The following is a 13,914-nucleotide window of genomic DNA, read 5'->3' as shown; positions in this document are numbered from 1 at the left end:
GTCTGGCTTAACGCAGGCCAAGCAAGGCATTGATTTGTTGTTGGTCAACCGGCGCACCGGCAAAATCATCAAACACCTTGTCGGTGACGTTGATGATGTGGTCACGAATAAAGGCGGCCCCCTCACGTGCGCCATCCTGCGGGTGTTTCAGGCAACACTCCCACTCCAGCGTCGCCCATCCGGCGTATCCATGCTGGGTCAGCCGCGAGAAAATCCCTTTGAAATCCACCTGGCCGTCACCCAGGGAGCGGAAACGCCCGGCGCGATCGCTCCACGACTGATAGCCCCCGTAAATGCCCTGCCGCCCGGTCGGGTTGAACTCGGCGTCCTTGACGTGGAACATGTGGATGAAGTCCTTATAAATATCGATGTAATCCAGATAGTTCAGCTGTTGCAGCACGAAGTGACTCGGGTCGAACAGGATCTGGCAGCGCGGGTGGCCCCCAACGCGCTGATGGAACATTTCGAAGGTCACACCGTCGTGCAGGTCTTCACTGGGGTGAATTTCATAACACAGGTTTATCCCTTGCTCGTCGCAGGCATTGAGCACCGGCAGCCAACGTTTCGCCAGTTCATCGAACGCCGTTTCGATCAGCCCCGCCGGACGCTGCGGGAATGGGAACAGATAGGGCCAGGCCAGCGAACCGGAAAAGGTGCCCATATCGCTCAACCCCAGCCGTGCAGAGGCTTTGGCGGCCAACAGCAGCTGCTGATGTGCCCACTCGCCACGTGCCTGCGGGTTGCCATGCAGTTCCGGTGGCGCAAAGCTGTCGCACAATGCGTCATAGGCTGGGTGCACCGCCATCAACTGGCCAAAAATATGGGTCGTCAGTTCACTGACCACCAGCCCGTGATCTGCCAGCATGCCGACCAGATCGTCGCAATAGGTTTGGCTTTCTGCGGCGGTGGCCAAATCAAACAGGCGACGGTCCCACGCCGGGATTTGCAGCGCTTTAAAACCGGTTTTCGCCGCCCAGTGGGCGATAGCCGGCAGACTGTTAAAGGGGGCGGCATCGTCACTGAACTGTGCCAGATGCAGGCTTGGACCTTTCATGGTTTTCATCCTAAACTCCAATTTGTTGTCGATTGACAAACAATAGGCTTAAATGAATCTCTCAGCAAGCGAATTTTAAAAACTCGTTGGTATTACAGTGGATTTAAGCGATCCTGTTTCACAGAGCAACAGGTTAACAGGAGTAGAGGAATGGCAGGCAGACCGCGCGAATTCGACCGCGAACAAGCGTTACTGAAAGCACGCGACCTATTCTGGCGTCAGGGATATGAAGGCACTTCACTGTCGGATTTGGTCGCCGAACTGGGCATTGCCTCCGCCCGTATTTATAAGGCGTTTGGCTCGAAAGAGTTACTGTTCCGCGAAGCGGTGGCCAGCTACGAAAGCCATGAGGGTGGCTTTGCCGATCGCGCATTCAGCGAGGAAAGCAGCGTTCGCGCGGCGATAAAACGCCTGTTGAACGACGCGGTGATGCTCTACAGCCGCGCGGACCTGCCGCAAGGCTGCATGGTGGTCTCTTCCGCCGCCAGCGTCAGCGACGAAAACAGCGGCATCAAAGACTGGCTGGCAGAGCACCGCCTGCAACGTACCCAGGGGATTATTGACCAACTGCGTGCCGCCATAGCCACCGGTGAATTACCACCACAGACCGATGCTGATGCCCTCGGTGACTATTTTGCCGCCTTCCTGCACGGTTTGTCGGTACAGGCGCGCGATGGCGTCAGCCGACCCCGGTTAGAAGCTGCGGTCAAGATTGCGCTATTGGCGCTGGAAAGCGGCGGTTAATCATTCCGGCAAATCAAATATCACCAGGGTGCCGTAGCTACCTGCCAGCACCCGGTGAGGCACACCGGCCGCGGCCTGATACAGTTGCCCGGCATTCACCCTAATCTCTTCGCCCTGCACTTCAATCCGTAGTTGCCCGGAGATCACCAGTAACCCCTCGTGATAGTCATGAACTTCATCGACAATCTCGCGCTGATCCATCCGTAATACTTTGATATTCGCTGGGCCGACGCGCCCAAGCACGCTGGATCGCCATGCCTGGGGTAAATCGGCGGCCAACGCAGTGAGATCGAATAATGACATAAGGGCTTCGTCCGTAAGCAGCACCATCGCTGCCACGGCAATTTACCTTCTCACGCGCCAACGGCTAAATAACCATTGATTTTAACCTATAGCCAAACGGCTCACACCGGCACCCGGCGGCTGATTTCCACCACCTGGTCGCTCGGCAAATAGTAGTAATCCGTCACGTGCATACCGTTACGCACCATCAGCGAAAAAATGTTGCGTTGCCAGGCCGGCAATCTGTCGTTGGCTTCACGGCGCACCACGCTTTCATGCCCCAGATAATAGGTGGCATCACCAAAGTTCAACCCGGTCTTTTGTGCCTCGGCATGCTGCAACAAGCGGGGAATATGGGGCCGCTCCATAAAACCATAGCTCGCCACACCACACCAAAACCCCGGCGACTGTTGTCGCATCACCAGCCGTTCAGCGTTTGCCACCCGGGGCTCGTTAACAATCATGATATGCAGCGCCAACACATTGGCATGCAGCGACCCGTTACGTTTGACGTGCCATTTCATCACCGGCGGCGTGCCGCTCAGGGTGCGGGTAAGAAAGATGGCGGTGCCCGGAACCCGGGGGATTTTCTGCTGTTCGAGATGGGCCAGAAAATCCGCCAGCGGCACAGCCTTTTCGCCCAAGGTACGGGAAGCCGCGATCACCCCGCGATGCCAGATCAACATCACGCCATACACCAGGGTGGCCAGCAATAGTGGTACGTACCCGCCCTGCATCACCTTGCTGAGGTTGGCCAGCAGGAAGCTGAGATCGACGATAAAGAAACCGCCGGCCACCAGCAGGCTGGCAATCGTTCCCCAGCGCCACACCTCACGCATCGCCACAAACAGCAACCCGGTCGTCATGATCATGGTGAGCGAAACCGCAATGCCGTAAGCGGCGGCCAAATTATCGGAGGATTTGAAGAACACGGTCAGAAACACCGTCACCGCCATCAGCAGCCAGTTGATGGCACCGATGTAAATTTGCCCATAACTCTCTTCGGTGGTCTGCTTGACCCGCAGGCGTGGCAGCCAACCCAGCTGGATCGCCTGGCGGGTCATGGAAAAGGCCCCACTGATGATCGCCTGACTGGCGATAATGGTGGCCAGGGTCGCCAAAATCACCAGCGGAATTTGCAGCACCGGTGGACACAAGCGGAAAAAGATATTTTGGGTGACGTCAGCACCGGACAGGATCAGCGCGGCCTGCCCGGCATAGTTCAGTAACAGACTGGGAAAAACGATGCCAAACCAGGCGAGCCAAATCGGTTTTTTACCAAAGTGCCCCATGTCAGCGTACAGCGCTTCTGCCCCGGTCACGCAGAGGAAAACGCCGCCCAACACCAGGAAGCTGGTTAACCCGTTAGAGAAGAGAAATCGAACGCCGTACAGCGGGTTCAACGCCATCAAGACGGCCGGATGCTGAATAATGCCCCAGGTGCCCAGAGCGGCGATAGAGAAAAACCACAGCGCCATGATCGGCCCAAAAACTTTGCCGATGCGCGCGGTGCCCAACGGCTGAATGGCAAACAGGCTGATCAGGATCACCACCGCCGCCGGCAAGATATAGGGCTGCGATTCGGGCAACACGATGTTCAACCCTTCCAGTGCCGACAGCACCGAGATCGCCGGGGTGATGGCCCCATCGCCGTAGATCAGCGCCGCACCAAACAGGCCGGCGAACACCACCATTGGCCGGATTTTTTTCTTACTCACCAACAACGACATCAGCGCCATGATGCCGCCTTCGCCACGGTTATCGATACGCATGGCGAACATGGCGTATTTCAGCGAAGTGACTATCACCAGCGTCCAGAAAATCAGCGACAGCAGGCCGAGGATCACCGGCGGGGACGGCGCATCTCCGGAGAGAAACAGCACGGTTTTCAGGGTATACAGCGGGCTGGTGCCAATATCGCCGAACACCACCCCCAGTGCGCCGCCGGCCAGCAGCGGCAGGCTCATTTTAGGCGTCTGTTCCGGTTCGTTCCCTGTGGTCATTGTGAGCTCCTGACTAAGCCATTAGGATATCATCAGGATAGTCAATTCAGGCAGTTAGCGTGAGTCCTTTATTGGCCTATTGCACTCAGGCCCCGGCCTCGTTGAGCAACCAGCGTTGCAGGTTCAGACCCTCCGGCGACAGTTCAGTGTCCTGCCTTACGCACAGGTAATAATCTCGGCCGTCATCAATCGCCAGATCAAACAACTTAACCAATTCACCGCTGTTGAGATAAGGCACGATCAACGGTTCACGCATCAGGGCGCAGCCCAAACCCGCCTGCACCGCCGCCAGCGTCAGCAAGCCATCTTCAAACATCGGGCCGGTACTGCGCAGCGGCCGCCGGACTCCGGCCAACTGAAACCATTGCATCCAGGTGGTGCGTTCTTCGTCATGCAGCAGCGGCAGTGGCGAAAGCTGATCCGGCGTGTCCAACAGCCCGTGCAACTTGATAAACCCCCGGCTGCATACCGGTACCATTTTGCCGGACATCAGTTTTTCGCTGCGATAACCGGTCCATTGCCCGGCGCCAAAACGAATCGAAATATCGGCGGCGTCACTGAGGTAATTACGGTGGTTGGCGTACACCACATTGATGTCGATATCCGGGTTCTCGCGCAGAAATCCGTGCAAGCGCGGAATAAACCAGCCCATGCCGAACAACGGGATCAGGCTGATGGTGACCTGCCGGGAAGCCGATTGCTCGCGCACCTGCTCGGTTGCCTGACGCAATACGTTAAATGCCGAGCGGATCGAGCGGTAATAATCCCGTCCTTCGTTACGCAAGATCAGGTTACGGCCCTGCCGCTCGGTCAGCGGCATTTGCAGAAAGGCCTCCAGCGTTTTGAGTTGATGACTGACCGCCGACGGGGATATCGCCAGCTCTTTGGCGGCAGCGGTAATGCTGCCCAGGCGAGCGATAGCCTCAAACGCCCGCACTGCACGCAGCGGTGGATCGTTAGGCAAGGCTGTGACGCATTGTTCTGTTTTTTTCATATGTTGACTATTTTGGTTAAATATCAGTGACGATTTAAAATTAATATACAAATAAATCAATAAATTAAAAACACACATTTTTTGTATAAGAAATTATATTTCCGTATTTTACAATTTTCTTTAACTCTCTACTCTGAGCTCCCTGAATCATTATTTTTCGGGACTCTCCCTATGGATACGCTGGTACAGCAGACCGTCAACGGACTGATGCTCGGCAGCATTTATGCGTTGATCGCCCTGGGTTACACCATGGTGTACGGCATTCTGCGTATTATCAATTTTGCCCACGGCGATGTGCTGATGGTCGGCGCGCTGAGCGCTCTGTCCACCCTCGGCGTGTTGCAACATCATTTCCCTGGTCTGTCACCTTACATCATGCTGTTGCTGGCGGCGCTGGTAGCCATGGCGGTCTGCGCGCTGGTGTCGATGAGCATTGAACGGCTGGCCTACCGCCGCCTGCGGAATGCCCCGCGTCTGGCACCGCTGATCAGCGGGATTGGCGTATCACTGCTGCTGCAAACGCTGGCGATGCTGATCTGGTCGCGCAACCCGTTAATGTTCCCGCAACTGCTGCCAATGTCACCTATCGCCCTGACCCAGGGTAGCGCCGAACACGCACCCGCCGTGATCACCGGTACCGGTATCGCCACGCTGGTGGTCGCGGTGCTGGTGATGGCCGGGTTGCTGTGGCTGGTCGATCACTCTCGCTTTGGCCGCGCTATGCGCGCCACGGCAGAAAACCCGCAGGTCGCCGGCCTGATGGGCATCGATCCCAACCGCATCATCATTCTGACCTTTGCCCTCGGTGGCGCGCTGGCGGCCGTGGCGGGCATCATGATGGCCAGCAACTATGGCAATGCCGGTTTCTCCATGGGCTTCTTACCCGGCATCAAGGCCTTTACTGCTGCCGTACTGGGCGGTATTGGCAACCTGCGCGGTGCAATGCTCGGCGGATTATTGCTGGGGTTGTTTGAGGCGCTGGGCACCGGTTATCTCGGCGAACTGACCGGCGGCACCTTCGGCAGTAACTATCAGGACGTATTTGCCTTCCTGATATTGATTGCCGTGTTGGTATTGCGCCCATCCGGGCTGTTGGGCGAACGCGTCGCCACCCGCGCCTGAGGACATAAAATGACTATTCTGACCGAGACTCTGCACACCGCCTCCCCGCACCGCGCCAGACTTGGCGTGGCTCTGTTTATGCTCGGCCTGCTGCTGGCCCCCTGGGTGGCCGGATCCGTCGGCGGTAACTATTGGGTGCGGGTGATCGACTTCGCGCTGCTGTATCTGATGCTGGCACTGGGTCTGAACATTGTGGTCGGCCTCACCGGCCTGCTGGACATGGGATTTATCGCTTTTTACGCGGTCGGCGCTTATCTGACCGCACTGCTTTCATCCCCGCACCTCACTCAACAATTTCCGCTGCTGTTGCAGTGGTTCCCGCAGGGGCTGCATCTGTCGATTCTGTTGTTGATCCCACTGGCCGCGTTGCTGGCGGCGCTGTGCGGCATTCTGCTGGGTGCACCCACGCTGCGGCTGCGTGGGGACTATCTGGCGATCGTCACGCTGGGCTTCGGTGAGATCGTACGTATTTTGATGCGTAACCTGGATCGCCCGCTCAACATCACCAACGGCCCAAAGGGGATTTCCGCTATCGATCCGGTCACGCTGTTCGGCCTGAAGTTTTCCGGTATGCATTCGTGGTTTGGCATCCGTTTTTCATCCCTGTATCTCTATTACTACCTGTTCGCCGCCCTGCTGTTGCTGATCCTGTTTATCTGCCTGCGCCTGCAGCATTCGCGGGTTGGCCGCGCCTGGACCGCCATTCGCGAAGATGAAGACGCAGCGCGGGCGATGGGCATTAACACCCGCAACTTCAAACTGCTGGCTTTCGCCATCGGCGCCACCTTTGGCGGTGTTGCCGGTGCGCTGTTTGCGGCGTTTCAGGGCTTTGTCTCACCGGAATCCTTCACCCTGCAAGAGTCGATTGCCGTATTGGCGATGGTGGTGTTGGGCGGTATGGGCCACATACCCGGCGTGATCCTCGGCGCATTGCTGCTGGCTGCCCTGCCAGAACTGCTACGCAGCACCATGGGCCCCCTGCAACAGACGCTATTCGGCCAGGTGTGGATTGACCCCGAGATTATTCGCCAACTGTTCTATGGGCTGGCGCTGATCCTGGTGATGCTGTATCGCCCGGCGGGCCTGTGGCCGGCACGTCATCAACCGGGAGCCGCCTCATGACACCACTTCTCACACTCAGTCACGTCAGTAAACGCTTTGGCGGGCTGACCGCGGTGGATGACGTCAGCATCAGTATTCGTCAGGGCGAGATCTACGGATTGATCGGCCCAAATGGTGCGGGCAAAACCACCTGTTTCAACCTGATTACCGGCCTGTATCGTGCCGACAGCGGCGAGTTTCGCCTGCAGGACCGCCGCTACAAGCCGCAGGCCATCGACAAGGTGGCACAGGCCGGTATCGCCCGCACCTTCCAGAACCTGCGGTTGTTTAATGAAATGAGCGTCCTGGAAAACGTGATGGTTGGTTGCCATCTGCGCACCCGCAACGGTCTGTGGGCGGCGATTTCACGCCATCGGCGCGCCCGCGAGGAAGAACAAGCCACGCGGGAGAAATCTCACGCGCTGCTGGAGTATGTCGGCATCAGTCAGTTCGCCCATTACCGCGCCGGCGATCTTTCCTATGGCCACCAGCGCCGGTTAGAGATCGCCCGAGCCTTGGCCACCGAACCTAAATTACTGGCGCTGGATGAACCGGCAGCCGGCATGAACGCCGCCGAGAAGGTGGCGCTACGCGAGCTGCTGCAACGTATCCGCGAGAGTGGCAAAACCCTGTTGTTGATCGAACACGACGTCAAACTGGTGATGGGACTGTGCGATCGCCTGACGGTGCTCGACTACGGCAAAGTGATCGCCGAAGGCGAACCAGCACAGGTACGGCGCGAACCGGCGGTGATCCGCGCTTATCTGGGAGGGGCGGCCCATGTCTGAACCCTTATTGGCAGTCAAACAGTTAAAAGTGTCTTACGGTGGCATTCATGCGGTTAAAGGCATCGATTTCACAGTAAACAGCGGCGAACAGGTGACCTTGATCGGTGCCAACGGTGCAGGCAAAACCTCCAGCCTGCGTGCGCTAACCGGCCTGCAACCGTTCGAAGGGGAAATCCTGTTCGACGGGCGTTCTATTCGCGGTATGCCACCACATCGCTTATTGCAACAGGGCCTGGTGATGGTCCCGGAAGGACGCGGTATTTTCGCCCGTATGACGGTGCTAGAAAACCTGCAGCTTGGTGCCTATTCACGCCATGACAAACCGGCAGTACGCCAGGATCTGGAACAGGTTTGCACTCTTTTTCCGCGTCTGCGTGAACGGCTGCAACAGCAGGCCGGGCTGCTCTCCGGCGGTGAACAACAGATGGTGGCCATCGGCCGGGCGTTACTCAGCCGTCCGCGCCTGTTGGTGCTGGATGAACCCTCGATGGGTTTGGCACCGATCGTGGTTGAAGCCATTTTTGAAGTCATCAAAAGCCTTTCTCGTGACGGTGTCACACTACTTTTGGTGGAACAAAATGCCCGACTGGCACTGACATCTACGGATCGCGCCTATGTGCTGGACAGCGGCAGTCTGAGCCACTGTGGCCGCTCTGCCGACATGCTGGATGATGAAAAAATCAAACAAGCCTATTTGGGCGAATAACCGTTTTTACTTTTAATCACACCGGGAGTTTTACATGAACAAGATAACTCGCTTCAAGCCGTTGGCGCTGGCCGCCGCCGTTCTGGCCAGCCTGGGCGCGGCATCGCCGGTTCTGGCCGATGAAACTATTCTGATCGGGCTGGCAGGCCCACTGACCGGCCCTTCCGCCCGTATTGGCAAGGATTTGGAGAATGGCGCGCAGTTGGCGATCGCCGATGCCAACGCCCAGAAACCGACGCTGAAAGGCCAGCCGGTCACTTTTAAACTGCTGTCCGAGGACGATCAGTCCGATCCGCGTACCGCCGTTGCGGTAGCCCAACGCCTGGTGGACGAAGGCGTCGCCGGCGTGGTCGGCCACTGGAATACCGGTACCAGCATTCCGGCGGCCCGCATTTACCACGACGCCGGTATTGCCCAGGTCGCGCCGGTCGCCACCGGCCACGGCTATACTCAACAAGGGTTCGATACCAGCTTCCGCGTGATGGGCCATGATGACGACGGCGGTAATTATGCCGGTGAATATGCGGTCAAGGTGCTGAAAGCCAAACACATTGCGGTGATTGACGATCGCACTGCGTTCGGCCAGGGGCTGGCGGATGAGTTTATCAAGTCACTGGCGGCTCAGGGCGTCCAACCGGTCGCGCGGGAGTATGTCGACGACAAGACCGTTGATTTCAGTGCGGTGCTGACTACCCTGCGCAGCAAGAACGCCGATCTGATCTTCTTCGGCGGTGTGGACTCGCAGGCCGCCCCGCTGGCCCGCCGCATCAAACAACTGGGGATGAACACCCCACTGATGGGCGCCGGCGGTTTTGTCAGCCAGACTTTCCTGACGCTGGCGCAGAAAGAAGGTGAAGGCGTGGTGGCACTGGAGCCGGGCCTGCCGCTGGAACAGATGCCGGGCGGCAAGGCTTTTGAGCAAGCCTACCGTGACCGCTACAAAACCCATATCGAACTGCATGCACCGTTCGCCTACGACGCCACCCGGGTATTGATTGCCGCCATCGAGCAGGCGCAGTCCGCCGATCCGGCCGATTATCTGCCGAAGCTGCGCGCCATTCATTATCAGGGCGTCACCGGCACCATTGCATTCGATGCGCAGGGCAACCTGCAACAGCCGAGCTTCACCCTTTACCGGGTGGTTGACGGCAAATGGCAGCCGCAAAGCGTACTGGGCGGCGCAAAAGCACCATAACCATCCGCAAGGCAATGAGGAGCAAGGCAATGAGCGAAGCAAAAAACGAATTGGGTATTCTGGCCCGGCGCCGCATAGAGGCGGAAATCATCAAGCCAATCTACCAAATCCTGGTGCGTGAGATCGGCAAAGAGCGAGCGCAGGCGGTAATTGGCGAGGCCATCGAAAACGCGGCCATTGAGGCCGGTAAAAACTTTGCCGCGCAGGAGCCGAATGGCGCTGATTTGCAGAGTTTCGCCGCCTTGCAGTACCTGTGGGAAAAAGACGATGCGCTGCAGGTGAAGGTGATCAACCAGGATCCGCAGCATTTCGACTATGATGTCACCCGCTGCCGTTATGCCGAGATGTACCACCAGATGGGGCTGGGCGAAATCGGCCACCTGCTGTCCTGTGCCCGCGACAGCCAGTTTATCGTCGGCTATGCGCCGGATGTCGAGCTGCAGCGCACCCAGACCATTATGTCCGGCGCGTCCTGCTGCGATTTCCGCTACACCGTCAAATCGCAGGGAGAGAAAAAATGACGCCTCAGGTAAATGGCGAACGCCTGTGGCAAAGCCTGCTCGACATGGCACAGTTCGGCGCCATCCCGAAAGACGGCGTCACCCGCCTGGCGCTGAGCGAAGAAGACCGTCAGGCACGTGACCAATTGCGTGACTGGGCGAAGGAAGCCGGTTGCAGCGTACGGGTTGATCGCATGGGCAATATGTTTCTACGCCGTGAGGGTACTCGCCCGGAGTTGGCACCGGTAATTACCGGTTCTCACGTTGACTCCCAGCCCAACGGCGGCCGTTTCGACGGGATTTATGGCGTGCTGGCCGGTCTGGAAGTGATCCGCACCCTTAACGATCGCCAGATCACCACCGAGCGAGCGCTGGAAGTGGTCAACTGGACCAACGAGGAAGGTGCACGTTTTGCTCCGGCGATGATTTCCTCCGGGGTGTTTGCCGGGGTGTTCGACCTGGCTTACGGCCTGTCGCGCAGCGATGCACAAGGCATCAGTCTCGGTGAGGCGTTGCAGCAGATTGGCTACGCCGGTGAACACCCGGTGGGAGGCATGCCGATCCACGCCGCCTTTGAGCTGCATATTGAGCAAGGCCCGATCCTCGAGGCGGAAAACATTGAGATTGGCGTAGTGACTACCGCGCAAGGTCAACGCTGGTATGAGCTGGAAATCACCGGTTTTAGCGCCCATGCCGGTACCACGCCGATGGATCGCCGTCGTGACGCCCTGCTCGGTTTCGCCACTCTGGTTATGGCAGTTAATACCATCGGCAAGAATTTCATGCCGGACGCACGTGCCACCGTGGGTATGGCTCAAATTACGCCCAATTCACGCAACGTGGTCCCAGGAAAAGTGTTCTTCAGCGTTGAGTTCCGCCACCCGCAAGAGGCGGTGCTGGAACAGATGGAACAACAGCTGCTGGCGGCGGTGGCCGAGGTCGGTACCCAGGGGCTGAGCGCCAGTGCCGAGCGCATCTTCCAGTATCAACCCATTCGCTTTGATCAGGGCTGTATCGACAGCGTCCGCCAGGCAGCACTGGCGCTGGGCTATTCGCACCGTGATATGGTTTCCGGTGCCGGACACGACGCCTGCTACCTGAGTCGGGTGGCACCTACGGCGATGATTTTCATTCCCTGCGTGGAGGGTATCAGCCACAACGAACTGGAAAACATCTCGCCTGCGTGGGCGACCGCCGGGGCCAACGTGTTGCTTAACGCACTGCTGGCGCAAACCCACGCCTGACCCCGCAGCCCCGGTGAATCGGCCGGGGCCTGGAAAAAAATATTCAACAAACTGGTTGAATATTAGCCCGCCTGTTCTATATTCAACCATATGGTTAAATTATCTTCCTCACAGCTGGACGCCATTTTTCGTGCACTTTCCGACCCGACGCGGCGCGCGATCCTGCGTACCCTGGCCGGTGGTGAGCACAGCATTGGTGAACTGGCTGCGCCGCTGCAGATGTCATTTGCCGGCGCTTCCAAGCATATCAAGGCACTGGAGCTTGCTGGGCTGGTGCAGCGTACCGTGCAAGGAAGAAACCATATCTGCCGGCTTGAACCCGAGCCCATGGCACAGGCCATGCAATGGCTGAAAACCTACGAGCATTTCTGGACAGAGCGGCTGGACGCGTTGGAAATAGCGCTGCTGCAGCCCGAACCGCATCCTCCCAAGGAGTGAACTATGAACGACTACGGCATGATTATTGAAACCGGCACGCTGCGCATTCAGCGGCTGCTGCCCGGCCCGATCGAACGGGTCTGGGCCTATCTGACGGAATCCGACAAACGCGCCACCTGGCTGGCCGCCGGCGACATGAAGCTGGAGAACGGTGCCCAGGTTGAGCTGGTGTTTCGCAATTCCGATCTGACCGGCGAGCATGAAGCCACACCGGCCAAATATAAAAACCTTGGCTGCAGCGTCAGCCATATCGGGCATATCACCTGCCTGTTCCCGCCGCGGCTGCTGAGTTTTACCTGGGCGGAACAGGGGCAGAACCGCCCTTCCGAGGTGACCTTCGAGCTGACCGAACAGGGTAACGCCGTGCTGCTGACGGTCACCCACCGTCGCCTGGCCAACCGTGACGAAATGCTCAGCGTGGCCGGTGGCTGGCACACCCATCTGGATATTCTGGTCGATCGCCTGCACGATCGTCAGCCACAGCCGTTCTGGAGCACCCACGCCAAGCTGGAGGAAGAGTACCGGGCCAGACTCTAATCAGCCCTCATCCCGGCGTCTGAAGGCCAGATAGCCGGTTACCAGCGTAAAGCCACCGACCAGCAACACCAGCAGGATAAAACCGTGGTGATTGCTGGCCAGTGGGATCCCGCCCACGTTCATCCCGAAGAAACCGGCAACGATATTGATCGGCAGCGCCAGGACGGTGATCACCGTCAGGGTGTACAGCGTGCGGTTGTTCTGCTCCATCTGCTTGGCGCCGATCTCCTCCTGTAACAGGCGAATGCGCTCGGTCAAACTGGCAAGGTCGTTTAACACCACGGTGAACTCTTCAGTGAACTGGCGCAGATCCTGAACGACGTCGCGGCTCAACCAGGTCGGCGGGCGATTCAACAGGCGAAACAGTGCCGCCGGTTCCGGTGCCAGCAGGCGTTGAAAGCGCAACAACATACGCCGCATGCGCCCCAGTTCGGTACGGTTACGCTTCACATGGTTGCTCAGCAGGCGATCTTCAATGGTGTCGACATACTGGTTGGCCTGCCGCACTACCTGCTCCAGGACTTCTTCCTGTTCCTCCAGCAAATGTGCCAGCAACTCGGTAGACGACGCCAGTTGCAACGGCCCCAGCCGCCCCAGCAGCCGTTCAATCAAACGCAGCGGCTTGTGCCGTGCCGTCACCACTAACCCGCTGCGACAATACAGCCACAGCGTCGCGATCTCCGGATTATTCTCTTTGGGGTGAAAAATCACGTCGTTGAGAACGGCGAACAGGTCATCTCCCTGACGCTCAATGCGGGTGGTATGGGAACCGTGGCGGATTTCGTCGAAGAAAAAGTCGGAAATCGCAAAGTGGTTTTTCAGCCATTTTTCCGCGGCCGCATGGTTCAAATTGAGATGCAGCCAGATAAACCCCTCGCCCGGCAACAGCGCCTGATAGGCCTGGCATGCCTGCTGCGAAGACACCCGCTGCGGTGGCTCTGCCGTGCGGAATACGTGGCCGTAAATCAGCCCGGTGACCTCATCATCAAAATCAAGTTTGTGTAATTTTTCCGCAACCGCTTGAGCCATAAACCTTTATCCTGAATAACCACACCCATTAATTAATCGGCTTCCGCCTTTATATCAACCTTTAAATGCCAACGTTAATTATTTTCACTTTTCCCGATGATTAATATTAGCGTCATAAAAAAGTCACATTATTTCCCAATACTTTGATGGCAACAGCGTACCGCAGCGTCAGTATTC

The 13,914-nt window shown here is 57.9% G+C and carries 15 protein-coding genes; 10 read left to right on the top strand and 5 right to left on the bottom strand.

What is annotated here, in order from left to right; all coding sequences use genetic code 11:
• Positions 1 to 7: 7 nt before the first annotated feature.
• Positions 8 to 1,063: a sugar phosphate isomerase/epimerase family protein gene (locus tag OC597_RS04080; RefSeq protein ID WP_262207641.1), complete on the bottom strand. Its 1,056-nt coding sequence runs from the start codon at positions 1,061 to 1,063 to the stop codon at positions 8 to 10.
• A 141-nt stretch (positions 1,064 to 1,204) separates the two neighbouring features.
• Between OC597_RS04080 and OC597_RS04075 the strand changes: the two genes are divergently transcribed.
• Entirely contained in the window at positions 1,205 to 1,798 is a 594-nt protein-coding gene (locus OC597_RS04075; protein WP_261253889.1) for a TetR/AcrR family transcriptional regulator, read from the top strand.
• Here OC597_RS04075 and OC597_RS04070 read toward each other — a convergent pair whose 3' ends face one another.
• The 3 genes from OC597_RS04070 to OC597_RS04060 form a co-directional block, all read right to left on the bottom strand.
• A complete protein-coding gene (locus tag OC597_RS04070) occupies positions 1,799 to 2,101 on the bottom strand; it encodes a cupin domain-containing protein (protein ID WP_261253888.1) in 303 nt (100 codons plus the stop codon).
• A 101-nt stretch (positions 2,102 to 2,202) separates the two neighbouring features.
• A complete protein-coding gene (locus tag OC597_RS04065) occupies positions 2,203 to 4,083 on the bottom strand; it encodes a potassium transporter Kup (protein ID WP_262207639.1) in 1,881 nt (626 codons plus the stop codon).
• A gap of 85 nt (positions 4,084 to 4,168) precedes the next feature.
• Positions 4,169 to 5,155 (bottom strand): LysR substrate-binding domain-containing protein, encoded by a 987-nt coding sequence (locus OC597_RS04060; RefSeq protein ID WP_261255771.1) that lies wholly within the window; start codon positions 5,153 to 5,155, stop codon positions 4,169 to 4,171.
• A 93-nt stretch (positions 5,156 to 5,248) separates the two neighbouring features.
• On the opposite strand from OC597_RS04060, the gene OC597_RS04055 reads away from it, so the two are divergent.
• From OC597_RS04055 to OC597_RS04015, 9 genes are all read left to right on the top strand, one after another.
• Entirely contained in the window at positions 5,249 to 6,199 is a 951-nt protein-coding gene (locus OC597_RS04055) for a branched-chain amino acid ABC transporter permease (protein WP_262207636.1), read from the top strand.
• A gap of 9 nt (positions 6,200 to 6,208) precedes the next feature.
• Positions 6,209 to 7,321, top strand: a complete 1,113-nt coding sequence (locus OC597_RS04050) for an ABC transporter permease subunit (protein ID WP_261253884.1) — start codon at positions 6,209 to 6,211, stop codon at positions 7,319 to 7,321.
• Positions 7,318 to 8,088: an ABC transporter ATP-binding protein gene (locus OC597_RS04045; protein WP_262207632.1), complete on the top strand. Its 771-nt coding sequence runs from the start codon at positions 7,318 to 7,320 to the stop codon at positions 8,086 to 8,088. The genes OC597_RS04050 and OC597_RS04045 overlap by 4 nt, the downstream gene beginning before the upstream one ends.
• Complete coding sequence (locus OC597_RS04040; protein ID WP_262207630.1) at positions 8,081 to 8,794, top strand: ABC transporter ATP-binding protein; 714 nt, start codon at positions 8,081 to 8,083, stop codon at positions 8,792 to 8,794. Before OC597_RS04045 ends, OC597_RS04040 begins: the two co-directional genes overlap by 8 nt.
• A 34-nt stretch (positions 8,795 to 8,828) precedes the next feature.
• Positions 8,829 to 9,989: a branched-chain amino acid ABC transporter substrate-binding protein gene (locus tag OC597_RS04035; RefSeq protein WP_262207627.1), complete on the top strand. Its 1,161-nt coding sequence runs from the start codon at positions 8,829 to 8,831 to the stop codon at positions 9,987 to 9,989.
• Between the two features lie 29 nt (positions 9,990 to 10,018).
• Positions 10,019 to 10,510, top strand: coding sequence for an L-2-amino-thiazoline-4-carboxylic acid hydrolase (locus OC597_RS04030; protein ID WP_261284702.1), 492 nt, complete (start codon positions 10,019 to 10,021; stop codon positions 10,508 to 10,510).
• Positions 10,507 to 11,733 (top strand): Zn-dependent hydrolase, encoded by a 1,227-nt coding sequence (locus OC597_RS04025; RefSeq protein WP_262207625.1) that lies wholly within the window; start codon positions 10,507 to 10,509, stop codon positions 11,731 to 11,733. The genes OC597_RS04030 and OC597_RS04025 overlap by 4 nt, the downstream gene beginning before the upstream one ends.
• A gap of 90 nt (positions 11,734 to 11,823) precedes the next feature.
• A complete protein-coding gene (locus OC597_RS04020; RefSeq protein ID WP_099062958.1) occupies positions 11,824 to 12,171 on the top strand; it encodes an ArsR/SmtB family transcription factor in 348 nt (115 codons plus the stop codon).
• A 3-nt stretch (positions 12,172 to 12,174) separates the two neighbouring features.
• Complete coding sequence (locus tag OC597_RS04015; protein WP_261284704.1) at positions 12,175 to 12,708, top strand: SRPBCC family protein; 534 nt, start codon at positions 12,175 to 12,177, stop codon at positions 12,706 to 12,708.
• Here the strand turns inward: OC597_RS04015 and OC597_RS04010 are convergent, their stop codons facing one another.
• Complete coding sequence (locus tag OC597_RS04010) at positions 12,709 to 13,737, bottom strand: transporter (RefSeq protein ID WP_262207620.1); 1,029 nt, start codon at positions 13,735 to 13,737, stop codon at positions 12,709 to 12,711. It abuts the gene before it with no gap.
• Positions 13,738 to 13,914: the final 177 nt, after the last annotated feature.

Source organism: Serratia proteamaculans, assembly GCF_946227095.1.
In the GTDB taxonomy this organism is placed as follows: Bacteria; Pseudomonadota; Gammaproteobacteria; order Enterobacterales; family Enterobacteriaceae; genus Serratia; species Serratia proteamaculans_E.
Note: the sequence above shows the minus strand (reverse complement) of the source record. Positions and strands in the feature narration are given on the sequence as shown.

Coding starts and splice junctions, on each gene's coding strand:
- OC597_RS04080 (WP_262207641.1), bottom strand. CDS start 1,063: ATGAAAACCATGAAAGGTCCAAGCCTGCATCTGGCACAGTTCAGTGAC.
- OC597_RS04075 (WP_261253889.1), top strand. CDS start 1,205: ATGGCAGGCAGACCGCGCGAATTCGACCGCGAACAAGCGTTACTGAAA.
- OC597_RS04070 (WP_261253888.1), bottom strand. CDS start 2,101: ATGTCATTATTCGATCTCACTGCGTTGGCCGCCGATTTACCCCAGGCA.
- OC597_RS04065 (WP_262207639.1), bottom strand. CDS start 4,083: ATGACCACAGGGAACGAACCGGAACAGACGCCTAAAATGAGCCTGCCG.
- OC597_RS04060 (WP_261255771.1), bottom strand. CDS start 5,155: ATGTGTGTTTTTAATTTATTGATTTATTTGTATATTAATTTTAAATCG.
- OC597_RS04055 (WP_262207636.1), top strand. CDS start 5,249: ATGGATACGCTGGTACAGCAGACCGTCAACGGACTGATGCTCGGCAGC.
- OC597_RS04050 (WP_261253884.1), top strand. CDS start 6,209: ATGACTATTCTGACCGAGACTCTGCACACCGCCTCCCCGCACCGCGCC.
- OC597_RS04045 (WP_262207632.1), top strand. CDS start 7,318: ATGACACCACTTCTCACACTCAGTCACGTCAGTAAACGCTTTGGCGGG.
- OC597_RS04040 (WP_262207630.1), top strand. CDS start 8,081: ATGTCTGAACCCTTATTGGCAGTCAAACAGTTAAAAGTGTCTTACGGT.
- OC597_RS04035 (WP_262207627.1), top strand. CDS start 8,829: ATGAACAAGATAACTCGCTTCAAGCCGTTGGCGCTGGCCGCCGCCGTT.
- OC597_RS04030 (WP_261284702.1), top strand. CDS start 10,019: ATGAGCGAAGCAAAAAACGAATTGGGTATTCTGGCCCGGCGCCGCATA.
- OC597_RS04025 (WP_262207625.1), top strand. CDS start 10,507: ATGACGCCTCAGGTAAATGGCGAACGCCTGTGGCAAAGCCTGCTCGAC.
- OC597_RS04020 (WP_099062958.1), top strand. CDS start 11,824: ATGGTTAAATTATCTTCCTCACAGCTGGACGCCATTTTTCGTGCACTT.
- OC597_RS04015 (WP_261284704.1), top strand. CDS start 12,175: ATGAACGACTACGGCATGATTATTGAAACCGGCACGCTGCGCATTCAG.
- OC597_RS04010 (WP_262207620.1), bottom strand. CDS start 13,737: ATGGCTCAAGCGGTTGCGGAAAAATTACACAAACTTGATTTTGATGAT.